Source organism: Leptolyngbya sp. CCNP1308 (assembly GCF_034932455.1).
Classification (GTDB): domain Bacteria; phylum Cyanobacteriota; class Cyanobacteriia; order Phormidesmidales; family Phormidesmidaceae; genus Nodosilinea.
Genome location: NZ_JAYGIH010000035.1, coordinates 14196 through 40503 on the forward strand (window position 1 = coordinate 14196; position 26308 = coordinate 40503).

The 26308-nt window shown below is 47.0% G+C and carries 20 protein-coding genes; 2 read left to right on the forward strand and 18 right to left on the reverse strand.

Features of this window, described 5'->3' with window-relative positions; all coding sequences use genetic code 11:
- Nucleotides 1-279: 279 nt before the first annotated feature.
- The 15 genes from VB780_RS08530 to VB780_RS08600 all read right to left on the reverse strand — a co-directional run bounded on the left by VB780_RS08530 (nucleotide 280) and on the right by VB780_RS08600 (nucleotide 18866).
- A complete protein-coding gene (locus VB780_RS08530) occupies nucleotides 280-2220 on the reverse strand; it encodes a glycosyltransferase family 39 protein (RefSeq protein ID WP_323350711.1) in 1941 nt (646 codons plus the stop codon).
- A gap of 485 nt (nucleotides 2221-2705) precedes the next feature.
- On the reverse strand, nucleotides 2706-3341 hold the full coding sequence (locus VB780_RS08535; RefSeq protein ID WP_323350712.1) for an HpsJ family protein: 636 nt from the start codon (nucleotides 3339-3341) through the stop codon (nucleotides 2706-2708).
- A gap of 276 nt (nucleotides 3342-3617) precedes the next feature.
- On the reverse strand, nucleotides 3618-4535 hold the full coding sequence (crtC, locus tag VB780_RS08540) for a cyanoexosortase C (RefSeq protein ID WP_323350713.1): 918 nt from the start codon (nucleotides 4533-4535) through the stop codon (nucleotides 3618-3620).
- A gap of 38 nt (nucleotides 4536-4573) precedes the next feature.
- Nucleotides 4574-5182 carry a hypothetical protein gene (locus VB780_RS08545; protein ID WP_323350714.1) on the reverse strand — a complete coding sequence of 203 codons (609 nt, stop codon included), beginning with the start codon at nucleotides 5180-5182 and terminating at the stop codon, nucleotides 4574-4576.
- A 254-nt stretch (nucleotides 5183-5436) separates the two neighbouring features.
- On the reverse strand, nucleotides 5437-6831 hold the full coding sequence (locus VB780_RS08550) for a hypothetical protein (protein WP_323350715.1): 1395 nt from the start codon (nucleotides 6829-6831) through the stop codon (nucleotides 5437-5439).
- Nucleotides 6832-6844: 13 nt separating this feature from the next.
- Entirely contained in the window at nucleotides 6845-8029 is a 1185-nt protein-coding gene (locus tag VB780_RS08555; RefSeq protein WP_323350716.1) for a glycosyltransferase, read from the reverse strand.
- On the reverse strand, nucleotides 8017-9261 hold the full coding sequence (locus VB780_RS08560) for a glycosyltransferase (RefSeq protein WP_323350717.1): 1245 nt from the start codon (nucleotides 9259-9261) through the stop codon (nucleotides 8017-8019). Before VB780_RS08560 ends, VB780_RS08555 begins: the two co-directional genes overlap by 13 nt.
- A complete protein-coding gene (locus tag VB780_RS08565; RefSeq protein WP_323350718.1) occupies nucleotides 9258-10376 on the reverse strand; it encodes a glycosyltransferase family 1 protein in 1119 nt (372 codons plus the stop codon). The genes VB780_RS08560 and VB780_RS08565 overlap by 4 nt, the downstream gene beginning before the upstream one ends.
- Before the next feature lie 67 nt (nucleotides 10377-10443).
- Complete coding sequence (locus VB780_RS08570) at nucleotides 10444-11604, reverse strand: glycosyltransferase family 4 protein (protein WP_323350719.1); 1161 nt, start codon at nucleotides 11602-11604, stop codon at nucleotides 10444-10446.
- Nucleotides 11605-11673: 69 nt separating this feature from the next.
- A complete protein-coding gene (locus VB780_RS08575; protein ID WP_323350720.1) occupies nucleotides 11674-12729 on the reverse strand; it encodes a glycosyltransferase family 2 protein in 1056 nt (351 codons plus the stop codon).
- A gap of 110 nt (nucleotides 12730-12839) precedes the next feature.
- The gene (locus VB780_RS08580) at nucleotides 12840-13751 is read right to left on the reverse strand and encodes a glycosyltransferase (protein ID WP_323350721.1); all 912 of its coding nucleotides are present in this window, start codon (nucleotides 13749-13751) and stop codon (nucleotides 12840-12842) included.
- Nucleotides 13752-13779: 28 nt separating this feature from the next.
- Nucleotides 13780-14766 (reverse strand): glycosyltransferase family A protein, encoded by a 987-nt coding sequence (locus tag VB780_RS08585; RefSeq protein WP_323350722.1) that lies wholly within the window; start codon nucleotides 14764-14766, stop codon nucleotides 13780-13782.
- 104 nt (nucleotides 14767-14870) lie between these two features.
- On the reverse strand, nucleotides 14871-16016 hold the full coding sequence (locus tag VB780_RS08590; protein ID WP_323350723.1) for a polysaccharide pyruvyl transferase family protein: 1146 nt from the start codon (nucleotides 16014-16016) through the stop codon (nucleotides 14871-14873).
- Between the two features lie 131 nt (nucleotides 16017-16147).
- On the reverse strand, nucleotides 16148-17194 hold the full coding sequence (locus VB780_RS08595) for a nitroreductase family protein (RefSeq protein WP_323350724.1): 1047 nt from the start codon (nucleotides 17192-17194) through the stop codon (nucleotides 16148-16150).
- 220 nt (nucleotides 17195-17414) lie between these two features.
- A complete protein-coding gene (locus VB780_RS08600; RefSeq protein ID WP_323350725.1) occupies nucleotides 17415-18866 on the reverse strand; it encodes a lipopolysaccharide biosynthesis protein in 1452 nt (483 codons plus the stop codon).
- A 545-nt stretch (nucleotides 18867-19411) separates the two neighbouring features.
- Between VB780_RS08600 and VB780_RS08605 the strand changes: the two genes are divergently transcribed.
- Nucleotides 19412-20185, forward strand: coding sequence for a hypothetical protein (locus tag VB780_RS08605; protein ID WP_323350726.1), 774 nt, complete (start codon nucleotides 19412-19414; stop codon nucleotides 20183-20185).
- A gap of 357 nt (nucleotides 20186-20542) precedes the next feature.
- On the opposite strand, the gene VB780_RS08610 is transcribed toward VB780_RS08605, so the two are convergent.
- The 3 genes from VB780_RS08610 to VB780_RS08620 all read right to left on the reverse strand — a co-directional run bounded on the left by VB780_RS08610 (nucleotide 20543) and on the right by VB780_RS08620 (nucleotide 23398).
- Complete coding sequence (locus VB780_RS08610) at nucleotides 20543-21241, reverse strand: sugar transferase (RefSeq protein ID WP_323350727.1); 699 nt, start codon at nucleotides 21239-21241, stop codon at nucleotides 20543-20545.
- 166 nt (nucleotides 21242-21407) lie between these two features.
- Entirely contained in the window at nucleotides 21408-22214 is an 807-nt protein-coding gene (locus VB780_RS08615) for a WecB/TagA/CpsF family glycosyltransferase (RefSeq protein ID WP_323350728.1), read from the reverse strand.
- 122 nt (nucleotides 22215-22336) lie between these two features.
- Nucleotides 22337-23398, reverse strand: a complete 1062-nt coding sequence (locus VB780_RS08620) for an NAD-dependent epimerase/dehydratase family protein (RefSeq protein WP_323350729.1) — start codon at nucleotides 23396-23398, stop codon at nucleotides 22337-22339.
- Nucleotides 23399-24749: 1351 nt separating this feature from the next.
- On the opposite strand from VB780_RS08620, the gene VB780_RS08625 reads away from it, so the two are divergent.
- Nucleotides 24750-26153, forward strand: a complete 1404-nt coding sequence (locus tag VB780_RS08625; RefSeq protein WP_323350970.1) for a polysaccharide biosynthesis/export family protein — start codon at nucleotides 24750-24752, stop codon at nucleotides 26151-26153.
- Nucleotides 26154-26308 lie beyond the last annotated feature (155 nt).

Consider the following 26308-nt stretch of genomic DNA (forward strand, 5'->3'; position numbering starts at 1 on the left):
TTCAAACCTTGAACACAAGCTGTTAAGGCCGACCTACCGTTGTAGACCGGAATAATGATTGATATTTTTGGCAGTAGTGGATTAGGCATAGGGGCATTTAAAGATTTTCCAAAGCTCTAGTTAGCTCTTCTGGCTTCTCTTGTCCCTTCCGCAATTTCTCCTAAGACTTTATGGAAAGTACAATTTGCCTACCTTAAAGTGAGGATATTTTGGAAATTTCAAACTGAGCTTTACTAGTGAGTGCGATCGCAGCTTCAATGTGTCATTTAGCAGGCTTCCCTACGCCGCCTCTAGGCGATATAGCATCGGCCCCCGATCTGGCTCTTGGTTAGACAACGGTTTGAGTGGCCCCCCGGGTGCAGATAGGGTCGATAGCACCTGAAACCAGTAGTCTGAGGCTGGCACTGGCCCAGCTGCAACTAACGTTACTCCGACTTGGCGAAGGCTATTAATCCAGTCGTTGAGGTTTTCGCCTGACGGCGGTAGGTGAATGACAGAGTAGTTGAAATGTTTACCGTAAAAAAGATAGCTGCGTTGGCTGGCAAAGTAGGCTACGTGCTCTGTGGAAGCTTGGTACTGCTCGAGCACGCCATCAATATTTTGGTAGATTTCTATGCGGTTGATGTCTCGAAGACTCTGCAAATGTATTATTGAGAGGCAGAGTAAGCTGATACAGCCTATGCCACACGCTAGGGGGTGAGAAACTGAAAAGATTGATTTTAGGGAACGTGTTAACCATCTGTAGTGCAATAGATTACTGCTGTAGATCCTCCGTTTATAAATAAGAAAACCCATTAATCCTGCAAACGCTAAAGCATACAGAAGGATGCTCAATAGATCGATCTGCGTTAGAGAGCCTACAATTACACCCACTGATCTACCAGGAGCCGCTCTAAACTCATAGATTATTTTTCCAGGCCAAAAACCATCTTTTCCCAAAAATGCGATCGCTCTAATTTCATCAAAAAGAGCGCTACTAGTGACCCCTAACAGGCTGCAGAGTAGTACAAGCCCCACAATTATATTTTTGTTGCTAGACAAAAGGGATGTACTAAAAGCTGTTGCTACTCCTAAAATGCCGAGTACTGGAAACCCATACCGCATATTGTTACCCATCATGGGATCTAACTGATTTGGTATCTCTCCGCTGGTTCCCGAGGTGTAGGGAGTGTTCCAATAGAGAAAAAATGTTGTGAGCAAAATTAGAAAAACAACGCTGATTACCTTGGCGTTTTTTTCCTTCTGGCGGTGTGAAAAGATAACGATAGGAATCGTTATAACCTGAAGCAGCATTAACAAAAAGGGGAGCTGTAGGCGAGTGATCGCCTGGCTACTGATAGCTACCCAGTGTGACAAGTTGGTCGGGTCAAATTGAGCAGTTAGAGTAGTGCGCTGCAGTGCAACTCCTTTGGCGACTAAGTTAGCCCATATAGAGGGTTCTGCCATCACAGGGCCAACTCCCGCCAGAACTGTGGCTTCAGTCAGGTTGGGGGCAAGGGCACTGGCGGTAGGGAAATCTGCCTCTAAAGCATGCTTAATGGGCCAAAACCCGCCAAAGCAGATCAGGGCTAAAATACCGACCCAGACCAGCGGCTGTTTAAGCAGTGGCCGGTTGGGGGCTGAACTTAGACGCGCAAGTAGTTCGATGGCGGCCAGCAATGCTATTAAAAAGGCACTGTATATAATGCCGATGGTTTTGATGCCAGCCATCAAGCCCGTCATGGCCAAAAATAGGCCAGCATCTCTACTCTGACGGGTTTTGGCGTATGCGCCCAAATAGTAGAGACTGGCCGTGTAAACAGCGGCTAGCGGCAAATCAATCTGCAGGGTTGTAACATGGTTTAAACCGAAAGGAACAAACAACACTAGCGCCGCCGCCGCAAGGCTATAGAATCGCTTAGCCTCGGTCAGTCGACCGAGGCCATATACAGATAGCCCCAGCATCAACCAGGCCAACAGCATGGGGAAAGCCAATAGACTGTCTTGCCCAAGGGGCAAAAGGCAGAGCAGAAAAAGAATGTGCCAGTTGTAAGGATAGACTTGGGCATCGGGGTGCTCAATGATCCAGTGGCCAAGAGGGTCTAGCTGGGAGAAAGCAGCAGTTTGATACCACCGAGCCACGATTGGGCCGTGAAACCAAAGGGTATCGTAGTTGGTAAATGGCTGGGTGATAACGCGTTCTAGCAATACAACGGCCACAAAAGCTAGAGCAGCAATCACCAGACCTTCCTCTGGCTGGAGTCGAAGTTGACAAACTCGGGCCATTGTCTGTCGTAGGTAAACCCGTGACTTTGGTCGGACGTAAAACATCCCCAGCCCCACTACGGCCAGGACAAGTTCTATTATCAAAACGGGTCCTAAGGCGAGGTGATGCAGACTGCCTAAAACGAGACCTAGTCCGACCTGCATTAGGCTCCAGAGAGTTAGGGTTGTCAGGGCTACTTGCGTCACCCCCCCTGGCTTTGACAGCACTAGGCAAAGCGGTATTGGCCCCACCATGACCAGCGTAAATAAACCCAATCCCAGCACTTGATGCATGAGCAATCACAATGTGTATTGGTCGATATGGTTATGCCACTGGCGGGCTACAACAATTGCCAGCGAGATAAAGAGAGCATACTGAATGGATGGTTTGGGCCAATGCGAGGCTGGTAACTGCTCAAGTTTCTGAAATTAGCAGCAAGCTCCCCCTCGCCATTAAGTAGTTAGGCTTGCTTCCGCAGCTTTTTAACGCTGCGGGTTCTCGATCCGCCCCCTGCTCCCATACCCAGACGGCCCAGGCTCAGCAAGCCAACGGACACCACCACAAAGTTGCTGGTGCTAGCGATTCCGGCTTTAGTAATACTGGTTTTGGCATTTTGCTTTAGACTCGCAGCCTGAGCATCAATTTGCCGCAGAGCTTCGGCAAAATCGTCGGGAGTAGCATTGGGAGCAGCACTGGGGTCAGATCGATTTTGCTCAACCTGGGTTTGCAGCTGGGTTGCCTGAGTACCAATAGACTCGACCGCCTGGGACTGAAGCAAAACGCTATCGCGCACAACCAGCATGCAAAGCAGCAAAAATAGAGTTCCTAAACTCAAGGAAACAAAGCCCAGCGGTTTACGCAAGGCCGGACTCTCCCAAATACCGTAGAGTAGCAGCGCAATACCAATCAACAGCACAATGCTGCGATCGCTCATCTGCTGCATAAGGCCTGCCCGCCAGGCTGCACCTGCCCCTAGCGGGAAAGTGAGGGCTATTGTGTCAACCATAAACCCAAGCGCGCAAGTCCACCCAACAATGCGGGCGATGGCCTGGCCATTTAGAGAGTTAGAAGATAGAGGATTGGAAGCACTGACCATTAGAATAACCCTACTAAGAGAGATGTGTTGCCGGTATTCGGTACACCTACGCCACGTTAGGCGTCTCAGCCGCCAATTAAACGGCTCAGATTGGCTAACTACGTATTTCTACGGCCAGTCTGCTAATCCGCACATTTTTAAGCCGTTTATCCTAAATTCATAGAAAGCGATCTAAAGGCATTCGATGGCCGGAGCCCCTCCCAAGCAGACTTTGTTCAACTGATGCTCAGAACGACGCTCTAACCAGAGTCGTAGTTAGCTTTTGGGGCAAGTGTTCTAGTGAGAGGCGTTTGGCCGAGCTTTGTTGCGTTCAATCATGGCCATCATCACGTAGTAATAGAGGGTGAGCAGCAAACCTACAAAAATTTGCCCGCCCCAAAAGCCATGCCAAAAATCAAACCACCACGGCCCCCAATAAACATGGGCCAGAGTAACTAACATTAGTCGAGGAATATTAAATGCCAAGGAAACAACCATAGCAATGACAATTAAAATTGCCATTTGCACTCGATTTTGCTTGTAGAGTATGCCCATGAACAGACCCGTTGCTGCGATAGAAAGCGCCATGTCTAAACCATTACATCCCCAACCTACCTGCACAGCTCCCTCAGGGAATGTGATATAAACTCCTTGGTGAGTAGCCGGAAAGCCAATTGCCTGCATAGCCAGACTACTAGCCTGCGCCATTTTAATTTCAAGGAATTGATAAGGTGTTATAAAATCCCAAATAAATCGAGAAATTAAGCCAATGCGTGGATAAGTCGTAATACCAATAAAAATCGATGGCAGCACAAATTTTGTAAATATGCTGGCCCCCCAGGTGCTACAAGCCATGCCAGCTAAAATAATTAGCCACAAGAATGCCTGCGGCCAGATGTCAAATCGGCAAAAGGGAAACAGAACCGCTCCAAAGACAATCATTAGATGTCCCAAAAGCTGATCTTCTGCGGAAGCCTTGAGATTCTGAAGCACTTGCCGCCGGCTCCAAAGTTCGGCACCAGCCAGCAGCAGCATACAGGCGATCAAAAACCAGCCAACTTTGCCCCTTAATGCCTTAGGCACCAAATACCCTACCCAAATGGGAAAGTAAAATAATCCAATGCTGAGCCCAAGTAAAATAAAACGACCGTGGTAATCCTTAGCGAGGGATATTATCCATAGTCCAGCAAGTTTTAAATAGTGCTGTGCTTTCATATCAGCAAAGTAATTAGACCGGGGACGAGAGATTTTTTTTAGACTGTCTGTTTTATCCCGAACCGGCCAAGGCTGATTAGCCCTAGGCCAATAACAATTAGGTTGCCGGCATTAGCCACAATAGATTTTGTAGTATTGTTACGGGCATTTTGGATCAAAGAATCTGTTTGGGATTCAACCTGTGCCATGGCCTGCTGTAATAATTCAGGAGTAACCTCAGTCGGTCGGCTTGGATCGTTTTCGGCAATTTGAATTTGGGTTTGCAGCGCCTGTGCCTGATTGTCGATGGAGGTCATAGTTTGGGTCTGCAATACTAAATGGTCACGTACCAGCAGCACACAGGATAGTGGCAGCACAATCCCCATTATTAAACAAGCCAGGGCAAGGGGTTTAACCAATGAAGGAAGATCTAGCAGGCTGTAAAGCAGCATCGCTGTACCCAAGAATAATAAAATGCTGCGGTTGCCAATTTGCTGCAAAAAAACAAGTCGCCATTCTAGTGCCATTGGGTTGGGCGGAATCGCAAAAGTCGCCATATTTATAACAAAGCCAACAATACAGGCCAGCCCAAGAATTAAGAAAATTTTAGACGTATGGGAGTTAGCCCGCGGCAGCGAAACATAGGTAGCGTTAGACATGCTGGTCATCGAATTAATATAGATAAAGACATTGAGCTATAGACGTTAGCAGTAAGGCTCCTGATCAGGTCTATCAGGGGGAGGTTCAACTGGCGCAAGGGACTGGGGATCGCCCCTTTGATGTGGCTATCGGTCAACCACACACCCAGTCAATCGAGTTGCTCAGGCGATCTTCTCCTCTCTTCACCCAGGCATTGCCTAAACCGGAAACTTCTTGAAATTTATCGCCGCCTTGAGGGAGTTTCACCTTAGAAAGCCGATCTCTAGGTCAAATACATGTTTGCCCCTTCAAATAGCGTTTCGCGAGTGGGGGCAGACTGGCGAGGATTGAGCTCGTGCCACCTCAAGCCGAGCAGCACAGCCATAGAGAGCATAAACCCAGGCTCTTCCATAGTTGTAAAGATAAATCCATTGACCAAGACGTTGAGCACCAAAAATCGAGAAAAATCGTCTTTGCACACCCTCGTCCAAACAATCCACCAAATTGTCAAGTATGTACCTAAACCTAGAAAACCAACATCTCCCCAAATTCCCACAAAGCCCCAGAATGGGGAGAAAAAGCTGGAATCTAGGTAGCTTCCGTTCCACACGTTCCAAGCAGCCTGACTAGCCGGGTGACGAGTAGCCCCTAGAGGGGCCAAAATACTGGCATAATCACGAATCATCCAGCCGCCAATGCGGCCTAAGGTGTGCCCCGGCCCCAACCCCAAAAACCAGTTGAGTAGGGATGTGTAGTAGGTAGGAATATTACGAACAGGAAACAGCTTTTGCACCGTTGCATCACCGTCAGGGCCGTAGATTTCAGGACGAATCCAGGTGCGGTAAGCCTGTAGAGCATCCACGTTATAAACACACCAATAGAACGAGTAAAGAACTATAGTGGCGATAATTACGTATTTTAGAGTGGCTTTAATATCCGTTGATCGACTGATGATCAGCAGTATCCAGGCGGCGATACCAACAAGAATAGTCTGCTTAGAATCGGCCAAATAAACGTGCAGTAGGCTACCAAAAAGAACAAGGTATCGAGTCCAAGCCAAGGGCACATTTTGCTTAGTGAAATAGTACAGCCCGTAGATCAAGGAGACAGAGGCTGAGACCACATGGCCGCCAGAAGAAAGGTAAAATACTCCCTGCACATTATCTTCCATGGTCATTGTTGGATAGGGCATAATACCGCTGTAGAGACCAATGGCTTGAATCAAGGCAATCACTAGGTTTAGCAAGAAAAATCTCAGTGCCCAAGTCCTAAACTGCCCTAGTTTTTGAACATTTAGCGGAATGTAAATAATGGCAATTAGCACCATGAATGGTTCCGCTTGAATCATAAAATTCAAGAATATGTTGACAGCCCCCGCGTTGTTGAGAAAGGCGCTGGCAGCATTGATGCCAAAATAGACGTATAAGGCAACAAAAAGAGAGCGGGTAATAGCAACTTGTTTATAGCTTGTTCTGCGGCAGCGTAGAAAAACGACGATGCAGGCTAGCGGCACAATGAAGAAGTGTAAGAAGTTAATTGGTGATGGGGCACCAATCGATTGAATAATTCTAGGGAAAAATGCGCTGGCAAATGCAGCTAAAATCAGCGCTGTATTTGAGAGATAGCCTTTATCTCTGGATGCTCTATAGGGATTTGTTGGGAAAATATTGCCACTCATAGTGATTCCCGCTTTAAGCACTTAACTTAACATTGGCGTTGAGTTGAGCTTGCCTGTAGATCGCCATAATCTGGTCATAGTTCTGGCGAGATGTGTAGCGTTCTAAATAGATTTTTCTGGCCTGATGGCGCATTTTGGCCTGATGTTCGGGATGGGCAAGCATCCACTGCACACTCTGCGCCAGGCTGTGGGCATTGCCAGGCTCGAAATGAAGGCCGGTTACTCCATTCTCGACCAGTTCAGCGATCGCCCCAATGTTGGCCGCAATCACAGGGGTTCCCTTGGCAAACGCTTCCACGGCCACGCGACCAAAGGTCTCATACCACTTAGATGGAAAGATCAAAAAGCTGGCATCGCCCATCAGACGGTGCACTTCGGCTATGGGCTTTTTGCCGAGCCACTCTACCCCAACTAGCTCTTGGGCGGCCTGCTCAACCACTGGGGCAAGGGGGCCATCGCCAATGATTTTGAGCGGCATGGGCTGCTCTAGCTGTCGCCAAGCTTCGATTAAGGTATCGAGACCTTTCTCAACAGAAAGCCGACCGACGTACAGGGCAAACTTACCGGCCCCGCTTCCCGGCCCTGGGTCAGGATTGACGAAATTGGGCTTGACAATAATTTTTTGAGCCGGCAGGCCCCCCTCGATCATTTTCTGCTTTGCAAAATCGGTTAATGCAATAAACACATCGACTTGTTTCTGCCAGGTGCGGGCCAGGCGATGGCTCGTCAGCATAGCCGCTGTGACCCCAGTAACGGCGCGGCTGGTGCGATAACATCCATGCACTACGCCGGGGTAGGGAATGGGTTTGCCAAGGCAGTCTTCGCAAACCTGACCATCCCTAAAAAACAAAGAGTTGGGGCAGATTAGACGATAGTTTCTCAAGGTCTGAACCACCGGCACCCCCATAGACTGGGCCGCATAATAAACCGATGGAGAAATCAGCGGGAAAAAGTTTTGCACATGAACCACATCGTAGGTATTGCGTTTAAGTTTTTCTTTGACAATGCGGTACGACTTTTGAGACCAGATTGATTTTAAGGCGACCTGAAGAGACGAATACTGTTCAATATCGTGGTTGGTTTCTTCGTAGCTATCGACAATGTGGCCGTTTTCTCGCAGCAGCCGCTCCTCAGAGTCGCGAGACTCCTCTTCTCCCCCTCGAATTTGATAGACATTGTGAATGCTTAAAATGCGCATGGGGCCACCTCTCGGCAAATTTCTGCATAGTGTTGAATTAGCTCTTGCCCCTTAGCTGACCAAGAAAATGTGTCCTGCGCTCGGCGCTGCCCCGCTTGGCCCATTTGGGTTCTGAGCTGGGGGTCTTGGGCCAGCTGGGCGATCGCCGCCGCTAAATCTTGAATCGTTTGCTGGGGGTTATGGGCCGCAATCTTGCAGCCAGTTTCGGCGGTGACCTGAAGACTGGGCCCGCCCAAATCTAGGCAAATGACAGGGAGCCCGGCGGCCATAGCCTCAAGGCAGACCAGCCCGCCCGATTCGTGCAGACTGGGATGCAGCAGCACGTCGCACTGCTGTAGCTGAGCCAAAACCTCGGCGCGGGGTAGACTGCCGAGAAACTTGACTCGATCGCCTAGATCTAAATCAGCGGCGATCGCCTGTAGACGCTGTTTCTCGGGGCCTTCACCCAAAAACCAGTATTCGGCTTCATCTAGATTGGCTTCGGCAAAGGCCCGCAGGCTCAGGTGCAGCCCTTTCCAGTGCAGCAGTCGAGCCACGCTGACAAAGCGGACCCTGTCTTTGGGGGCAGAGGTAAGTTTTAGCGCCGATAGCTGCTGTAGCTCTTGCTGCGAAAGGCCAATAGCTGGAGAAATGCGCACATCTTTAGCGCCGATGTGTTGCAGCCGCCGGGCGGTATCTGCCGTGGTGGCCTGGGTTAAGGCGCTGCGACGGGCCGTCATTTGGGTAAACGGGTCTAGCTCGCCCAGACGGTGAATAAGACTGCGCAGCACCTCGTATCCCTGGCCCCGGCGGCTAAAGCCCTGCCAAAACGCGGCGGGCGCGGCCTCGCCACCCCCCACCGGCCCCCAGACAAACGGCACGGGCAACAGCGCCAAAAAGCTAGGGGTAGAGTAGCGGACGTAGGTGACGTGGTGAATGAGGTCGAGATCTACCTGCTGGAGGAGCGCCTTAGCGGCAAAGTAAGCACCAATTTGCCAGCCGTAGTAGTGGGGCACCTGGGTGGGTGGCAGCCACCGGGCCGGGCCGGGTGGGTCGCAGTACAGAAACGTGAGATTGGCATTGGGGCGAACCGACAGCTCAGCCTCGATCGCAGGCCGATTGTTGCGGCGGGTCAACACCCAAACCCGATGGTACTTCGCCAGTTCTTGCCCGACATTCCAGCCCACGCCAGGTTCAGACCCCATGGCGGGTTGGCAGGCGTAGGCAGACATTAAAATCTTGAGCGGCTTCATGGGGTTTGACTCAGCACGTTTTCATAGACCTTGGCCACTCGCTCACCGTGGGCCTTCCAGGTAAAGGTTTGAACATGGGCCAGCCCTTTTTCCACAAACTGCCGATACTCTGCCGGGTTTTGCTGCATTTGCATCACGGCGGTGGCCATGGCCTCCACATCGTCAGGGGGGGCCATTAACCCGGCTGTGCCGACGACCTCCGGCAGGGCGGTTGCATTAGATGTAACCACCGGAGTACCGCAGGCCATGGCTTCTAACACCGTGATGCCAAACCCTTCATAGAGCGAGGGGGCGATCAGCAGGTCGGCAGCGTTATAGAGATCTACCAGCTGGTCTTTACTAGGTTTACCGACGTAACTTACCCAATCCGAAAGGTTTTTAGAATCAATAAATTCTTTTTGGGCGGGGGTAAAATCGGCTCCCGCCTTGAGAAAGTGCACCGGCAGGCCGCGCTGATGCAGCAGCGCTACAGCTTGGAGGGCGGTAATCACATTTTTGCGCGGGTGGTTAGACCCCACGTTGAGCAGACAAAAGGTGTCTAGGCTCAGGCCATAGTGCTGGCGCAGGGCTGCACCCCGCTCGGGCCAGGGGCGAAAGTCTGACTCGACCCCATTGTGAATCGCAGTAATGTGATCGGTACTCAGACCAAACACCTTGGTAACGTCGTTAGCGGTGTAATTTGACACAGTAACTACGTGGTCTGCCTTGCAAATGCCCTCCACGGCATATTTCCAAATCATGGTGCTCACCCAGGGGGCTAGGGCCTGGGTGGTGATGTTTTCGGGCTGAACAAAGTTGATCAGGTCGTGGCAGGTAACCACCACACGGCGCTGAGCCCGACGCAAACTATAGGCAAAGTGACCGTCGCTATGGTCAATAACGTGAAAAATATCGATGTCGTCGCGCTGAGACACCTGCTGCGGTAGGGCCAGGTAGCGCCAGAAGTATTTGTCAATTCGGTTGAGAACGGAGCCGCTGTATTCAGAGAACGACGGCGTTAGCGCTTCAACTGACCAGTCTGGCCGCGCCTGCCTGAGACCTTCGATCAGGCCGTCGGCATAGACATCCATGCTAAAGGAAGCCCCCTTCGCTCGGCGAATTACTAATACACGCATGACGGCTAGCTGTCCTTGCTGCTGAAATAGGGCTGCTGAAATAGGGTAAATGTCGGCGGCTGAAACCTTAGACCGCCCTCTGCACATGCTCAACGGCGGCGGTAAAAATCGTGGTTGCCGCCGCAGGGGTATGGGCTGCCATAATTTCGGCTGATTTTGCCCCCATAGCTGTCGCCAGGGTCGGGGTTTCTAAGAATTGCCCCATCAGGTCGGCCAGTTCTTGGGGCTGATTGGGCGAGAAAACAAAGCCGTTTTCGCCATGTATTACCATTTCGGCAGCGCCAGCTCCCTTAGAGCAGAGTACGGCTTTGCCAAAGGCCATGGCTTCGGGCAATACCATGCCCCAAATATCTTCGTTGGTCGAAAAGACAAACACATCCGCCTGCTTAAAGTAGGAGCCCAAAGCGCCGTAGTCGATTTTGCCCAGCCAGTGAATGGCGTCCTCTAAACCAGCGGTTTGGGTATAGGCTTCGAGCTCGGGGCGCTGCTCACCGTCGCCAATGAGCAGCAGCGTGAAGGGCAGGTGCTTGGCCTTGAGCCGGTGGCAGGCTTCGAGCAGGGTTCTTACCCCTTTGCGCTCAATAATTTGGCCCACGTGGAGAAAAACGGGCCGGGGCAGTGTTTCGGGCAACTGCTCTTGGGCCGCCTGGGGCGATCGCAGCAGGGCATCAAGGCTGGGCACCAAAAAAGGCCGGCAAAAAATCTTGCCGGGGCTGGCCCCCAAAACGTTGACTAGGTAGTCTTTCCCTGCCTGGCTGTTGGCGACAAAGCCATCGGCCCCGGCCACAATAAACCGCCGCGATCGCAGGCGCAGAGAATTGGTTTCATAGTTTGAATTGGGAGAACCACCCTCATAGGCGACAATTACTCGCCACCCGCCCAAAAATTTGAACAGCAGCGCCAAAATTGACCACACCGAGAAGGCATTGGTGATCACCACCTGGGGCCTAAATTTAAGTAGGTGATAGATAATTGTGGGCGACGCATAGGAGAAGCCAAAGCCATAACCCTGGTTAGACTTACCGGTCTCCATAAACTGAGTGCGACCCACGGTCTGTAGCTCAAAGCTATCTTCAAAGCCGGGCACATAGCCGACCCATTCCCCGGTAAACACCCGAGTGTTAGGGAAGACTTGAGTAAACTCCCGCAGAATGTGCTGCCAGGAGATGCCGCCCCGGCCCATAGAAGGCAGCAGCCAGGCGACGCGACTGCTTCGCTGTTGGTTCATAGTGAGTCTCCGGGTGAATATGCTCAATTAGCAGATACGACAGTTAGCAGACACAACCAAACGGATTGACTAGCCTGGACTACTCACCAGTCGGCGAATGCGAGTTAGGGACCAGCTAATAAATTTGGGCCGATGGTGGGGCGCAAAGAGCCAAACAATCACGGGCTTGGCCAGCGGTCGAGGGGCCAGCCCTACCCACGTAAACCAGGCGCTAAAGATCAGCCGCTTTTGCCAGTTAAATGACGAATAGCGCCAAATGGCCCGCAGGCCGAGCCAGGTCAGCCCCAGGGGGCGATCGGAGGCCACCGGATGGCTGGTCGGATCAAACCGGAGCGACGCTAGCCGCGTCCAGACGCGACCGACAAAGCGCATGTAGAGATCGTCGGATACGTCATAACCCAGCTGGGTTCCGTACTGGTTAATTAAGGCGCAGCGCTGAAGATCGTGTCGAATGATGCGGTGGAAGCGATCGCTGGTCACCTGGGTCATGGCCCACTGGTTGCTGGTGTGAATGCGATAGGCCCCCAGGGGAGTTTCAACCGCCGCCACCTCACCAAAAAGCGGAATCAGCACCGACAGATAATCGTCAGATGTCGTAGTAAATTCGGCAGGGATGGGGGTGACCTGGGCCAGCGCCTGGCGACCGATGGCGTTGCCGCTGGTGGGTACGCCCACATAGGTGCCCACCCTCAGCACCGACTGACGAATGCTGCCGCTGTCTAGAGGCCCACCCTGGGGGTAGGAAATTCCCCGTGGCTGCCCCTCTGTGTCAACTACATCTAGGCGGTAATGAACTTTTGCCAGGGTAGGCTGCCAGACGGCGACAATATTTTCGACGGCATGGGGGTAGAGATAGTCGTCGGCATCGAGAAAAATAATGATGTCGCCCTGGCTCTTGGCAAAGCCGCTGTTAAAGGCCGCCCCCTGCTTACCGTTGGTGGTGTGGAGTACAGGAATGATGCGATCGCCATACCCAGCAATAATGTCGCGCGAGTTATCGCTAGAGAGGTCGTCAACTACAACAACCTCAACGTGCGAATAGGTCTGAGCGAGAGCGCTATCAATCGCTTGGGGCAGAAAACTGCCGTAATTATAGTTATTGATAATAATGCTGACTAAAAGCATCTGCTCTATTGCCTTGCTAATACCTCTAAACCTTGATCGAGCCCAAAGTTATCGTTTACCTGCGAGTAAATACTCAACTGGGTCAAGCCTAAATACCTTGACAGCAACGACTATCCCCGTTCCGAAACACCCCCTCCAAACTGCAACCGAAAGCGTTCTTGGATGGCAACCCACCGCAGCCGCAGCATGACCACCGTAAACTGAAATTTCTGCCTAGGCCCTTTAAGGCGGGTGTCTTGCCAGGTCCGCAGAAAGAATCTAAACGGCGGCTTGAGAAAAATAACTAGGTCGGTCAGTAAAGCTATTGCAGACGGGCGGTTTGACTTAAGTACATCATATCGACCCCCAATAATTCGCACGGCTCGCTTGCGAAGAGCATCCCACGTGTCTCGGGCCGGGTGGTTAACCCGTGCATCTTCGGCATATAGCTGCTTGTAGCCCGCCGCAAACACCCTCTGGCCCCACTGCTTGTCGCCTCCAGATTTGAGCGTTTCATCAAACAGGCCAACAGCATCCAGAATGTGCTTGAAGGTCAGCAGGTTAGCTGTTACGCCAAAGTTATCGTTGGCCAAAAACTGGTCTTGGGGAAAGGCTAGAGCAATAGTTTCGTATAGCTCAAAGGGGTTAGGATAGTTGGAATCGCTCACAAACAATTCGATGTGACCCGCCACTAGCCCTACATTAGGCTCACTCTGCAAAGCCTTAACACCATTGGCTAACCAGGCTGGTTCAGGTATGCAGTCTGCATCAGTAAAAGCAATGATCTCTCCTCTGGCTACTTCAATACCTCGATTGCGAGCAATATAAGAGCCGGGGGAAGGCTCATGGATTAAAACAACGTTTTCAAATAGAGCCGTAACACTGCTAACGTCTTCCTTAGAATTATTATCAACAACAATAATTTCATAGTGCTCAGACGGGTAGGTCTGTTGAGCAATAGCCTCTAAGCAGATCTGTAAATGCTGATTGTCGTTAAAGACTGGAATAATAATAGAAACAAAAGCAGGCTGAATCGAATACATTTACTAAATGCCCCTCAAGCGCCTAAAGCTACACAAAATTTTTGAACTTAAGTCGAATCCTATAGTAGAAAATAATTAGAGTAGTTTTTAGCCTATCGAAAATCGAAGAAGAGCTTAGATAATCATCTAGCATTGCCTGACAATCGGCATCGGCAACCTGTTGGGTTGTATAGGTACTGCTCAGATATGTAGCAAAACCCTTTCCTAAGATCTTCTGACTAATAGCTCTGAATTCCGGAAAGTTTTTCGAGATCCAGTAACCAGTAGTCGTGTTGATTTCTCCAAACATTCTACGCTTTTTGCTTAGGTCAAGATTTTTATAGTAATTATTGTGAAACCTATATATGCCTAGATTTTCTTTAGAAACATAACCTGTGCCAAGACCAACCGCTAGAATCTTGATGTATAGGTCAGAAATCGCGACTCCCGAAAGGCCCTTAATTTCGGGTAGAGGAAACAATGTGCCCAGCAACTTATGAGAGAAACATAAATTTGAGGTAGAAGGCGTAAAATCAGGCAATTTTCCCTTCAAGATACTCTTGCTAAAATTTATCTTGCCCAGATTTTCCACAGATGATTGACTTCGAATAGAGGCAAAAAGATCCTCTAGCTTGTTTGGCAAAATATCACTAGTTTCGACAGGAGCAGATTCCGTAAATACCCAATCGATGTCAGAATCAGATTGAAAAATAGCTACTACTTGAGATGCTTTCTCAGGCAAAAATATATCGTCAGCATCTAAGAGGCAAATTATTTCGCCCTTACTTGCAGCAAACCCTGCGTTAAGAGCAGATGCCTGTCCACCATTTTTCTTAAAAACAGAAATAATTCGGTCACCATATTGGTTGATCAGTTGGCGAGATCTATCTGTTGATCCGTCATCAACAACCACAACCTCAACATTTGAATAAGTTTGATTTAGAGCACTATCAATAGCAGTTGGCAAAAAATTTTCATAATTATAGTTATTAATTAGAATGCTTACTAAGGGTGGTTTCAACGCAGATCTGCTCATGAACGTAAGTAGAAAGTAATGCTGGATAATTTTTGGTTCAAAATAGAAATTTGCTTGAAATGATAAGCTTCAGCCTCGCTAGTTTCTAGCGAGGCTGAGATAAATCAGTAGAGCAAATTTTTGACTTCGCCCCACATAGAGCGGGCCGCATCTTTCTGTTTAAGTGAGGAAGTCTGAATTTTCTTCACTAATTCATCGCGCAAACTTTCATCAGTAACAATATTAATCTTTTGCTCGATTTCATTATCAACATCTACATCGGTTAACAAACACTCGAAGCAATCGTAATCCTTCATCAGCATGTGATACTTATGGCTCCAAGCGGTGGCAACACAAGGTACGCCCTGCGATAGAGCATTAATCAAACCGTGGAATCTTGAGCCTATAACCGCATAAGATTTACCTATCAAACCCTTAAGACGTAAGGGATTTTTTTCTATGATAATTTCTAATGATGGATCAAACCTATTTTGCAAAGCTTTAGCTAGTTCAATATCACAAGTTTCATGGACTACTATTAGCGGGTTTAATCCTTTAGCACGAGTAATCTTTATGCTAGATTCTAGAAAATGGAAATAAGCTCCACTAACCTTGTCAGAAGTTTTGTCTGTCATTCGTATATTTGGAATAACACAGACTCTTTTGTGTATATCTTGAGGCAGGTTTTCAGGTGGAATGCCTTTCAAGAGATTTGTGAAGTCAGGCGACATTTTGATTTTAGATGAATCGCCGCCAATATCAATCAGATATTTGTAAGAAATATCGTCTCTTGCAAAGATCAGGTCGCTATAAGATAAGACTTTAGAAAAAGACTTGCGAATTGCCGGATCTTTGAAAGGGCCAAAGGCTTGAGGCAAAAAGATAACTTTCTTCCCTGCTTTTTTGCACCTTACAGCAAGATCTAGCATAGTGTTTGTTTTCTCAAGTCCCCATTGGTCTGAGTAGTTGAACCCAGATGCATCAAGGACTGCATCTATTTGGGAGTAAGTGACAAGGCCTAATCTGTCTTTTGTTTTTTGGGGAATTAGATTTAGAGCTAGGTTAGGAGAAGAGCCAATAATGGGAAAGGTTTTATCTGACCAAAGTAATTGAGATACGCCTGCCTGGGCTCTTTGACTATAGCTGCCAACTTTTGCCCTCATGGCAACAACGTTTTTTTCATCCCACTCTTTAAGTTGCTGAACTACTGCATAAAGCATTAGCTCAGCACCTTTGTTCTCAAACTGAACGCCTCGAATTTCAGTAATCATTACTAGGCCTCTATTATAAATATGCCGATCTGGATAAGCTTTGATTTCACTAAGACTGAACGCTAACGACTAACTAACTAATAAATTAATATTTTTCCTAGCCGTTCCAAACTGTTTCTCTGAATTAGCACTCAGTTATATCTCCTCAATTGATTCAAAGATTTTTTCTGCGAAAAAGCAATCATTCCGCTAGGATCTGGATAGCCTAGCGAAATCAGCATTACAGGTCTTTCATCAAGTTCTAAGTTAATCAAATCTGCCATTTGCTTTTCCTTTGACTCAATATCTGGCCAGTTAATAGGGCAAGATCCCAGACCTAAAGTTTCTAATGCATACATTAGAGACATTGATGCTAAGGCAGCATCAATATAAATAATATGCCTATCTCTTTCACTAAAATAAGCCCTGAGTTTGCCGACAACTACAATAACCGCTGGGAAGTTTTCGGAAAAACCTTTAGTCCCCATGGGTATAGAGGAGATTTGCTTGACTAATTGTGGATCGTCAAAAATCCTAAACTCAAATGGTTGCCGATTACAAGCACTAGGGGCAAGAGCTGCAATTGTAATTGCTTGATCAATCAAGTCTCGTGGAACTGGTTTTTGCAAATACCATCTAACAGATCTGCGTCGAACAGACAGCTTCAGTATATTTTCGTAGCTGACTGATAGTTCATCAGAGCTGCCCCGCTCATAAGGAATTTTGAGTGAATCACTAAATCCAAGGGATTTCAAAGATAGGAATTCTTGACGACATATATCAATTCCAGGTTCTGAACCGACAATTGAAAAGTACTCTGACAGTACATCATGAGCCCACCTCAATTCCTCATTCTGAAGATCATTACTTTTTGCCAGCATTGTTTTGTAAGCCTGAAAAGTTTCAGCAATATAATCTGCTGCAAAGATACTTCTCCTAGGCCGCATTAAAATTCCTTTTTCGATCCGATGAATATTTCGTCTCAGAAGATAACTGTCTTCATCATTAGAGTGAAGATTTTTTTGATACTGAATTTTGCCATAAATGCAAGCTTGATTTTCTCGGCCAAACGCTTTTGAGAATGCTACATAGTAGAGAGAACTTAAGAAACGAGACCGCACTGCGATCTGCATTAAATGTTTTTCCAGCACCTTCTTCATAGTCGCCTTTGAAAAAGGTGCTTTAAGGTTAGCTGTCATGGCTTTAGAAATAAACGCGACCATTTTCTTTGAACCTCAGGCTAGAATATATTACTTAAAAATCTAATTCTTTTATCTGCTTTCCAAAAGTTTTTTGCAACACCTTTATTGGCAGGAATAGCCCTCATTCGTGCAAAATCTAGGCAAGCTTTTCAAGATAGTTTTTGTCAATAAACTTCCAAAATTAGAAATACATCATCTGGCAAAACATCACTAAACCCTAAGTTTTTTTTGGAATTGTTGAACTTGCTAATGAGAATATCTTTTGAAGTACATCGGGTGAGAACAAATAAATAGATCCGATATATGAAAGAGACCCAGATGCAATGCAAATTCCAAGGACTAGTCTTGTTGAAACAACATCAATCAATAAAGCCCTTGTTAGAACTATTATTAGAATCATTGCCAACGATGAAAAGAATGCACACCTTAAATTTTTAAAATAAGTTGAGAATTGAATATCCATTAATTTTTTAATCATAATTAATGGGATAGGTGAGAATAGATAGGCACGAATAACATAAGCCGAAGCAACAGCCAAAATACCCCATTGCACTGTAATCAGATAGGCTAATATATTTGTTACCCCGCTAGCACTCATAAACCCTAGTCTCCAATAGGGTTTTCCTAAAGCTAAAATTACTGAGTTGTTAAAGTACGATACAGATTGCAAAACCCCAACTAGAGCTAAAACACTCATGACTGGTGCACTAGGTAACCACTGAGAACCAAAGACTACTTCAATCAGTTGCTTTGAAAGTACTGATACAGCTAAAAAAGCTGGCATAGCTACTAAACTCGTCATTTGAGTTGCAGTATAGAAAGAACGCCTCAGCCGCTCTTTATCACCCTGTATTTTAGAAAAAGCAGGTAGAGCTATTTTACTAGTAACTGTTATGAGCAGTTGAGTCATAACCAGGAGAATTTTGTAGGCTACTGTGTAATACCCTAGCGCTGTAGAACCTAAAAAATAACCAATAACTAGGTCGTCGCCTCGACGGCTAAAATAATCGAATGTTTTAAATCCGATTTCACCTATGCCAAACTCAATTAGCATATTTGAATTTTTTAGGGAAAATCTAAATCCAGGCTTCCAGTCACTCAAGCACCAAAGAATGACTACTTGAAAGAGGCTATTGGTGAGTTGCTGACCAACCAAACTCCAAACTCCATAACCCCTAAATGCCATAACTATTCCGACAATTCCGCTAAGAAAAATGGCTATTACTGAGCGAATTGCAAGAGCCCTAAATTGCAATTCTTTTTCTAGCAAAGCCTGTTGAATATTGCCAAAGCCACTTAACAAAAATGTTAAAGATAACGCTTGTATAATAGGTGTTAATGCAGGCTCATCAAAAAAAGTAGCGGCAAAACTAGCTATTGAAAATCCAACTATAGTTAAAATTCCATTCAAAGAAACATTAGCCCAGAAGGCAGTGTTTAGATCTGCGTCATCAAGGTTGTTAGATTGAATAATAGCTTGCCCTACTCCCTGATTCAGAAATAATTGTAAAAAACCAAGAAAAACGCTTGCTAGCGCAACGATTCCAAAGGCATCTGGTGTTAAGAGACGTGCTAATAATGAAAAAACAATAAATGAAAATAGTTGCCTCCCCCAGCTTTCGATGGCAGACCAAAAAACACCTTTAGCAACTTTTTTTTGTAAACTCATTTTAAATCCTTGCAGTAGCTATTAAGTTATTTGGTCATTGCGACGTTTAGATTTTAATAGCACTAGACCTGTTTTAGTAAAAAGATTAATTTGCTTACAATTAAAGAATAGTATTTAACGAATAAGTTCCCACGGAATAACTCCAGTATTTTACCCAGATCCTATTTTATCGAACAATTTACAGGATTGTTTTGTGGCTAACTAGCCAATGGTCTTTAAATATTTCCTGGCGACTCGTCGAACAAATTGGGGATATGTCTGCTGGCAGTATTCAAAATACTTTTTACTAGGCTTGTTATTTTACTTTACAAGGCTAAAGTGTTCGCCCCGGAAATATCAATGACAATCGCAAGGTTTTTAGAGGATTAAAGGTTTGGTGAAATCTGTATCAAAATCTTAAAAATGTCCTGATCTGAAATTTCAGAAATTTTAGAGTATTGTCCGGACGACAGGTTAAGGAAAGGTAAACGTAAGGTAAAAATAGCCACCATCATCCCTAGACTAGGGATGGCGACAAACGGCTATTACTCATTGCGGGTGCGATTGTGCCACTGCATTACCTTATTGCCCCCCTTAATCAAGTACAAGTCATGCAAAAAACTTTCAGCGAGTCCACAGAGATAGCAGTTTACTTCCATCACACCTCCCTCTTCCTGATCGGCGCAGTTGCTTTAGCCGCAGCCGGGCACATTGTTGTTCATGCATTGTCTTACTTGTTTGATATTGCAAATACACCCTTTGTAGGGGTCTTCAAGTTTTTCAGCATGGGTCAAGAGGCCAATTTCCCGACATATATTTCGGCTCTAAACCTTTTGCTTGCAGCCGGGCTCTGCTTGCTCGTTTCACGTCACGATGTGCCGCAAAAAAAACGAATGAGTCGTTACTGGGTAGGTCTCTCGGTCGGATTGCTGCTTATGAGCATCGATGAAGCCGCACAAATTCACGAGGGCATCATTGGCGTGCTTTTAGAAAACTATTTAGGTCGTGGTACGGGCGTTCTATACTACCGTTGGTATCTTGCTTATATCCCACTTGTCATAGTTATTGGTTGTTCATACCTTCCCTTCCTGAAGCGCCTTCCCTTACGGTACTCGTCGCGTCTTTGCTTAGCTGGGTTAGTCTTTTTAGGTGGAGCTATTGGAGTCGAAATGCTAGAGTCTGTACTGGTGTACGCTGGAATTAACACAGCTATTAGCATCTTGTTTGAAGAAACTTTCGAAATGCTGGGTATTGTTATTTTCATTGATACAGTATTACTCTATCTTTCTGAACTTGACTTTAGAATAAAGCTTAATTTCTCCAATAAAAAGTACGGTTAGCAAAGAGCTAATCGTTAGACAAGCCTGTAATCTACCAGATTGAAACAAATTAGAGGTAACTGTTCCCCTGAGTAGCTTCGTAGGCCAAGTCGCCTAGAAATACCAGGAGATATATCAGATAGCTTTTAGCCTTCCTCTTTCAGCGTAAATAGAAGCTGTGTTTGAAGCCACAAACACAGCTTCTAACCCTCAGTGTTACAGACAACTCAATCCATTTTAGCCAGCCCTTAACACTGAGTACTAGCTGTTAGTTAACAGGCACAAACGCTCTAACTATAGCCTTATCCCAGAAATAATTCAGCCCCCTGCTAAGCTAGGAGGCTGAACTGAAAAGAGCAATCATACTAGTCTGGTAGATTAGCATGCACCCCGACTAAGCACTACTGCGCCAATGGTTTGCAAAATCAAATGCACATCGTGCCGAAGAGACCACTGGGCTTGGTAGTCTAAGTCCATTTTGACAATAGCCTCAAAATCTTTCACCGAAGAACGGCCCTGTGCTTGCCACTTGCCGGTTAGTCCGGGTTTGACGTTGAGCCTTTGCCAGTGATGGGGTTCATACTGGCTGACTTCCTCCCACGTAGGCGGGCGGGTACCCACTAAACTCATGTCTCCTTTAAGCACATTCCAAAACTGGGGAAATTCGTCTAGGCTGGTTCGCCGCAAGAATCGCCCCACCCGAGTAACTCGCGGATCATTGTGGTTCTTAAAGATCAGTCCTTCGGCCTGATTAGTTACCTGATGCTTGAGATCGTCGGCATTGACAACCATAGACCGATATTTCCAAATGCGAAATGGCCGTCCGCGATAACCACACCGTATTTGACTGTAAAAAACTGGCCCAGGGTTATCTAGCTGAATGGCGATCGCAATAGGAACCGTCAAAACCAAAGCCGCCAGCAGCCCTACCAATCCACCAATTAAATCAAAGCATCGCTTGAAAAAAGAAGTGACCGACGGGTGAGTAGGCGAAGAATAAATACTCTCTGGAACAGTAAGCTCCTTTTCGAGAACAGATAATTCTGTTTTGAAGGAAGAGAATGGGAGACGAAACATATATCTACTAGACCTTCAAATTCGACTTATATCGAAGTCCTGAAGATTGCGCTGCTCCACTAAAATTAGCCGCATGAGGCCATCAACGATGCCAAACCAAAAACCTTCAAGAGGTTCCCATTATGAAATGGTGGCCAGCATCGTTAACAGATCCTTTCATACTGCTTTATCCAAATGATTCAAGCTTTTCGCTACCATCGGGCATCGTGGGCGGAAATGCCTTGATGCCAACTCCCTGCATCAAAATGTTAGCAATGTAGATTGGCCCTAGTACCAGGTACCGCTGCCACAACCGTTTGGGTTCTTGAATCAAACGATAGAACCATTCCAGGCAATAGTCCTGACAAAACTGAGGCGCTCGGGGTAGGTTACCAGCAAAAAAGTCAAACACGGCACCAACAGCAAGAATTGGCATCCCCAAAAGCTCACGATACTCGTAGGCCCAGACCTCTTGCCGAGGGCAGCCCAACCCAACAAACACCGCATCGGCACCAGATGCCTTAATGCGTGATACTACTTCCAAGCGTTCTTGCTCCGTTAGACGGCGAAATTTAGACGGCTCTTGTCCTACAATTTGCAGTCCAGGAAACTCTTTTCTCAATCCCTTAGCAAAATCCTTTAGCACGTCGGGTTTGCTGCCATACAAATAAACCTTCAAACCTTTTTGGGCAAAAGCCCGAGCGACCCCTGTGGTGAGATCGGCTCCAGCAATTCGATTGGGCAGTTTATGTCCATATAACCACTGCAAAGCCATGCGTACCGGCTGCCCATCAGGGACGATTAAATCAAGAGCGTTTAACCGTCCTCGATGAATTTTGTCAAAAAAACCGGTCATAACGCCATGGACAGCGAGGGCACTAGTTGCACAGGGCTGCTTGTTTTCTGCGGCAGAAACTATTTTAGAAACCGCGTATTCTAGATCGACAGCATGCACATTGACTCCTAAGACGGAGTGCTTTCCTTTGTTGATCATTAGAGATACTCCTAGTGGCAAGCAGAAGCGTGTTATTTTCCCTTGACAATGACTCTTCTGAGTACAGATAGAGTGGAAGAAGCAACCCTTGATACCCTGGAAAACTAAGCTAGCAAAATATGCTAGCTCCACCGCTCGGTGTTCTTTTCAAAAATCTCAGACAAAATCGCATTGACATCATACTTGATTGACCAGTTGGGGTAATGCTCCTTAAATTTTGTGAGATCACTGATGTACCAAATATGATCGCCGATGCGATTGTCTTCAACGTATGAGTAATGCATCTCTTTCCCAGTAATTTTTTGGCACAGATCAATTGCCTCCAACATTGAGCAGTTGCTTTCACGACCACCACCAATGTTATAGACCTCAGCAGACTTAGGATTTTTATAAAATTCATAGAAAGCTGCAATCAAGTCTGAGGAATGTATATTGTCACGCACCTGTTTACCCTTGTAGCCAAATATCTTATAGGGGGTTTCAGTCATGGCACACTTCATTAAGTAGGCCAAAAAACCGTGAAGCTGGGTGCCAGAATGATTTGGGCCAGTCAAGCATCCACCCCTAAAGCAAGCGGTTTTCATACCAAAATATTGGCCATACTCCTGCACCAGCACGTCAGCAGCTACTTTAGAAGCCCCAAATAGAGAGTGTTTGCACTGGTCAATGCTCATATCTTCGGCAATGCCCTGGTGATAGCGATGAGAGGCATCAATTTCCCAGCGACTTTCCTGCTCAATGAGGGGTAAATAGTTAGGCAGATCGCCATAGACTTTATTTGTTGATGTAAAAATAAACGAACTTTCTGGTGCAAGATCGCGGGCGGCCTGCAAGAGATGAAGGGTGCCGTTGGCGTTGATCGAGAAATCGGTCAGAGGATCTCTAGCGGCCCAATCGTGGGACGGTTGAGCGGCGGTATGAATAATGATTTCTATATCTTTTCCAAAGGTTTCAAAGATTTTTCGTACGCTCGAATAGTCTCTAATGTCTACATCGTAGTGGTCGTAGTCTTTGATATCCTTTTTTAGCTGAGCACAGTTCCACTCGGTGGAGGCTTCTTCTCCAAAGAACTGCTTGCGCATGTCATTGTCAATACCGACAACATGCATACCTATACTGCTGAAAAAACGTACAGCTTCAGAACCAATCAGTCCGGCTGATCCGGTGATTATTGCTACACTCATCTGTTTAATCCTTTATTAGACCAATCGTTTTCTAGGGGCGTTGAAAAAGACTACAGGTGCTCCTCCTGTTTGGAGATTTAAACACCTATTAAATCCAGCAAAGCTCAGTCTCCACAGCAAATATGTGTGTGGAGGTCGCTTTATCTAGAGTTCTTAATCAAAGATTTTCAGGTTTCTGTGCTGATTGGAAAATGGGTACAGTTCAGGGTAAGTTCGCTAAAGCTATAGCAGCATGTTTGAGCTTAAGTTTTAGGTAGAGAACACCCTCAAATATTATTGACTCTAGGTCTACGAACAACCGCTGCATTGAGCTGATTGTTGAGCATAAAGTCGATAATAATCTCGAAACTAAAGCAATCTTCTAAGGATTTTTCAGTCTTCCGGATAAAAACAGTATTTACTCGGTTTCCAAAAATCGCGATCGCCTACTGCAAGACTCAAATTGTTATCTAGAATACTTAACCGCCAGTAAACAGACCTCTGTATCTGGAGGAAGAAATCTGTTAACTAGATGCCTTTTGGAAGCTAGAGCATTTCTAGAAACTTTTCAGGCTTTCAGCTAATGTTATCTAGAATACCTGATTACCCTTTAACAAACCTCTGTATCTGGAGGGAGAGATCTGTTAACTAGGCACCTTATCTACTTTGTATTCAGACAGGTTCAGCAGCCATTATGTCTACGAAAGACAGGTTGGTGATTGAAAAAGTTCCTAATTGACATTCTCCTGATGTGAGAAAAGTAGCAGTTGGTAGATATCCCTGCTAGGTGGGCTCCTGGCAGAAGCTATAAGATTGGGCCATAACGCCCTTAAACAGAGAGATGAAACCCTAGAAAAAATAGATGCATGAGCTGACCTGTGGAACCCTGCTACTTCTTGCTGCACTTGCTTTAAAGGTCAACGAGAAAAAGCAGTCTGCCACTTGAGAACGATTGTTCAAACACACCGCAAAGCAAGACACTTGAGGATCTGAATAGGCCAAGCAGGGCCATCCAACCAAGAAATGCTCAGCCTGCAGGATAACAGAAGACCAATGAGCTAGCTCCATTTCAGTAAATTTGCGGTCTCCAATCAGCATATCTTAGCAGTTTGCTTTTGTTTACAAAGTTCGTGTGAAGTGTTCAGTAGGTTTACTGGTATTTCTGAAATCTATACGGATTTCTCCGAGACTCCACGGATATTGGGAGGAGGAGCACAGGGTACGTTACCGACTATGACAGAGGTTTTGCATGATTACTCTCCTGATCACCAGGCTACAGCGCGTTGGGTCGCACTCTGGCCTGGTTGTTAGCCTTGGACTCATGCTTTTTGGCATGGAAGGATTGTGGCCCAAAGCTGGCACAGCCCAAAGAATGCCAGGAGGGCCTGCGGTGTCTGGCTCAGTGAGACTTGACACTGAAGTAGCGCCTAGGCAGCCACCCTCGGCCAGTTCTCGTCCATTGTCTCCGCCCGCAGTAAACCAGGCCTATAGTTTAGGTGCTGGGGATCAAGTCAGGATCAGTCTGTTTCGCTTGCCTGATTACAGCGGCGATTACGAAGTGCAGGTAGACGGCAGCCTCAACTTGGCCTTAGTAGGGCCAGTGATGGTACAAGGGTTGACCGTTGACCAGGCCACTGCCCTAATTTCTAGCCGCTATAGCCAAGTGCTGAGACGGCCCCTAGTCACCCTAAATATTCTCAGCCGCCGACCGCTAGTGATCGGAGTAGCTGGTGAGATCAACCGCCCTGGCACCTACAGTCTTGGCAGCGAAACCTATCCTAAGCTAACTGAGCTATTTGAGTTGGCTGGGGGCATTACCCAGAGCGCCGATTTGCGCAACGTGCAAATTCGTCGGCAACAGAATGGCCAAACTCAGCTAATAACCGCCAATCTCTGGGATTTAGTGAGTGCAGGCGACCTCAACCAAGATCTGACCCTAAGGGACGGCGACAGCATTATCATTCCATCGACGGTGGTACCCCTGGAGGAAGGCCCACTGCTGGCTACCTCCAGTTTTGCAGCCGATGTCGCCCAGCCGGTCAACATCGCGGTAATTGGCGAAGTGTTTCGTCCTGGGCCTTACCGGTTGCGGGGAGGCTCAACTCGTACAGGTGATGCAGGGCTACCTGGAGGAGAGGGGGGCTCGGGTCAGCCTGCTACGGTCACTGATGCTATTCAGGTTGCGGGAGGCATCAAGCCCTTAGCTAATATTCGGCAGGTAGAGGTGCGGCGTACTACCCGCAGTGGTGCCCAAGAAACATTTCAAGTCGATTTGTGGGCAATGCTTCAGGCTGGCGACCTGCGGCAAAATGCTATTTTGCAAGAGGGCGATGCCATATTTATCCCGACGGCTACTGCCGCTATTGACCCAGTTGAATCATCTCAAACTGCTGCTGCCAGCTTTTCTCCCAATACTATTCGCATCAATGTCGTGGGTGAGGTGCCCAACCGAGGCATTATTGAAGTACCCCCTAATACACCTCTAAACCAAGGGATTTTAGCAGCAGGTGGGTTTAATACTCGGGCTAGAGAAACTTCGGTAGGGCTAATACGTCTTAATCCTGACGGCACTGTGACCCAACGGGAAATCAACATTGATTTTGCCCAGGGCATTAGCGCCGAGAACAACCCTACTCTACAAAATAACGACATCATTATTGTGGGGCGTTCTGGGCTGGCTACGTTCTCCGACAATTTGGGCAGTGTGGCAAATCCTCTAGGCAATTTTCTCAATATACTGACCGCACCATTTCGAATTTTTAACTTGTTCAATTGATCAGGTATAGCCACTATGCCTGGGCTTCTCAATCCAGGTCTGACTGATTATTTATAGCTGTGCCAAAACGGGGCAATGACTTTAGCAGATTGGGCTTGCTCAATACAGTCTCAACCTGTAGATATTGCTCCGTAGATTTTACTACCTTTTATTTA

What these genes read in the sequence shown, in the direction of transcription:
- VB780_RS08575 (WP_323350720.1), bottom strand. Translation starts at nt 12,729, where the DNA reads ATGCTTTTAGTCAGCATTATTATCAATAACTATAATTACGGCAGTTTT.
- VB780_RS08615 (WP_323350728.1), bottom strand. Translation starts at nt 22,214, where the DNA reads ATGATCAACAAAGGAAAGCACTCCGTCTTAGGAGTCAATGTGCATGCT.
- VB780_RS08585 (WP_323350722.1), bottom strand. Translation starts at nt 14,766, where the DNA reads ATGAGCAGATCTGCGTTGAAACCACCCTTAGTAAGCATTCTAATTAAT.
- VB780_RS08545 (WP_323350714.1), bottom strand. Translation starts at nt 5,182, where the DNA reads ATGACCAGCATGTCTAACGCTACCTATGTTTCGCTGCCGCGGGCTAAC.
- VB780_RS08580 (WP_323350721.1), bottom strand. Translation starts at nt 13,751, where the DNA reads ATGTATTCGATTCAGCCTGCTTTTGTTTCTATTATTATTCCAGTCTTT.
- VB780_RS08625 (WP_323350970.1), top strand. Translation starts at nt 24,750, where the DNA reads ATGCCAGGAGGGCCTGCGGTGTCTGGCTCAGTGAGACTTGACACTGAA.
- VB780_RS08595 (WP_323350724.1), bottom strand. Translation starts at nt 17,194, where the DNA reads ATGACAGCTAACCTTAAAGCACCTTTTTCAAAGGCGACTATGAAGAAG.
- VB780_RS08620 (WP_323350729.1), bottom strand. Translation starts at nt 23,398, where the DNA reads ATGAGTGTAGCAATAATCACCGGATCAGCCGGACTGATTGGTTCTGAA.
- VB780_RS08550 (WP_323350715.1), bottom strand. Translation starts at nt 6,831, where the DNA reads ATGAGTGGCAATATTTTCCCAACAAATCCCTATAGAGCATCCAGAGAT.
- VB780_RS08600 (WP_323350725.1), bottom strand. Translation starts at nt 18,866, where the DNA reads ATGAGTTTACAAAAAAAAGTTGCTAAAGGTGTTTTTTGGTCTGCCATC.
- VB780_RS08555 (WP_323350716.1), bottom strand. Translation starts at nt 8,029, where the DNA reads ATGCGCATTTTAAGCATTCACAATGTCTATCAAATTCGAGGGGGAGAA.
- crtC (WP_323350713.1), bottom strand. Translation starts at nt 4,535, where the DNA reads ATGAAAGCACAGCACTATTTAAAACTTGCTGGACTATGGATAATATCC.
- VB780_RS08560 (WP_323350717.1), bottom strand. Translation starts at nt 9,261, where the DNA reads ATGAAGCCGCTCAAGATTTTAATGTCTGCCTACGCCTGCCAACCCGCC.
- VB780_RS08570 (WP_323350719.1), bottom strand. Translation starts at nt 11,604, where the DNA reads ATGAACCAACAGCGAAGCAGTCGCGTCGCCTGGCTGCTGCCTTCTATG.
- VB780_RS08565 (WP_323350718.1), bottom strand. Translation starts at nt 10,376, where the DNA reads ATGCGTGTATTAGTAATTCGCCGAGCGAAGGGGGCTTCCTTTAGCATG.
- VB780_RS08535 (WP_323350712.1), bottom strand. Translation starts at nt 3,341, where the DNA reads ATGGTCAGTGCTTCCAATCCTCTATCTTCTAACTCTCTAAATGGCCAG.
- VB780_RS08610 (WP_323350727.1), bottom strand. Translation starts at nt 21,241, where the DNA reads ATGTTTCGTCTCCCATTCTCTTCCTTCAAAACAGAATTATCTGTTCTC.
- VB780_RS08590 (WP_323350723.1), bottom strand. Translation starts at nt 16,016, where the DNA reads ATGATTACTGAAATTCGAGGCGTTCAGTTTGAGAACAAAGGTGCTGAG.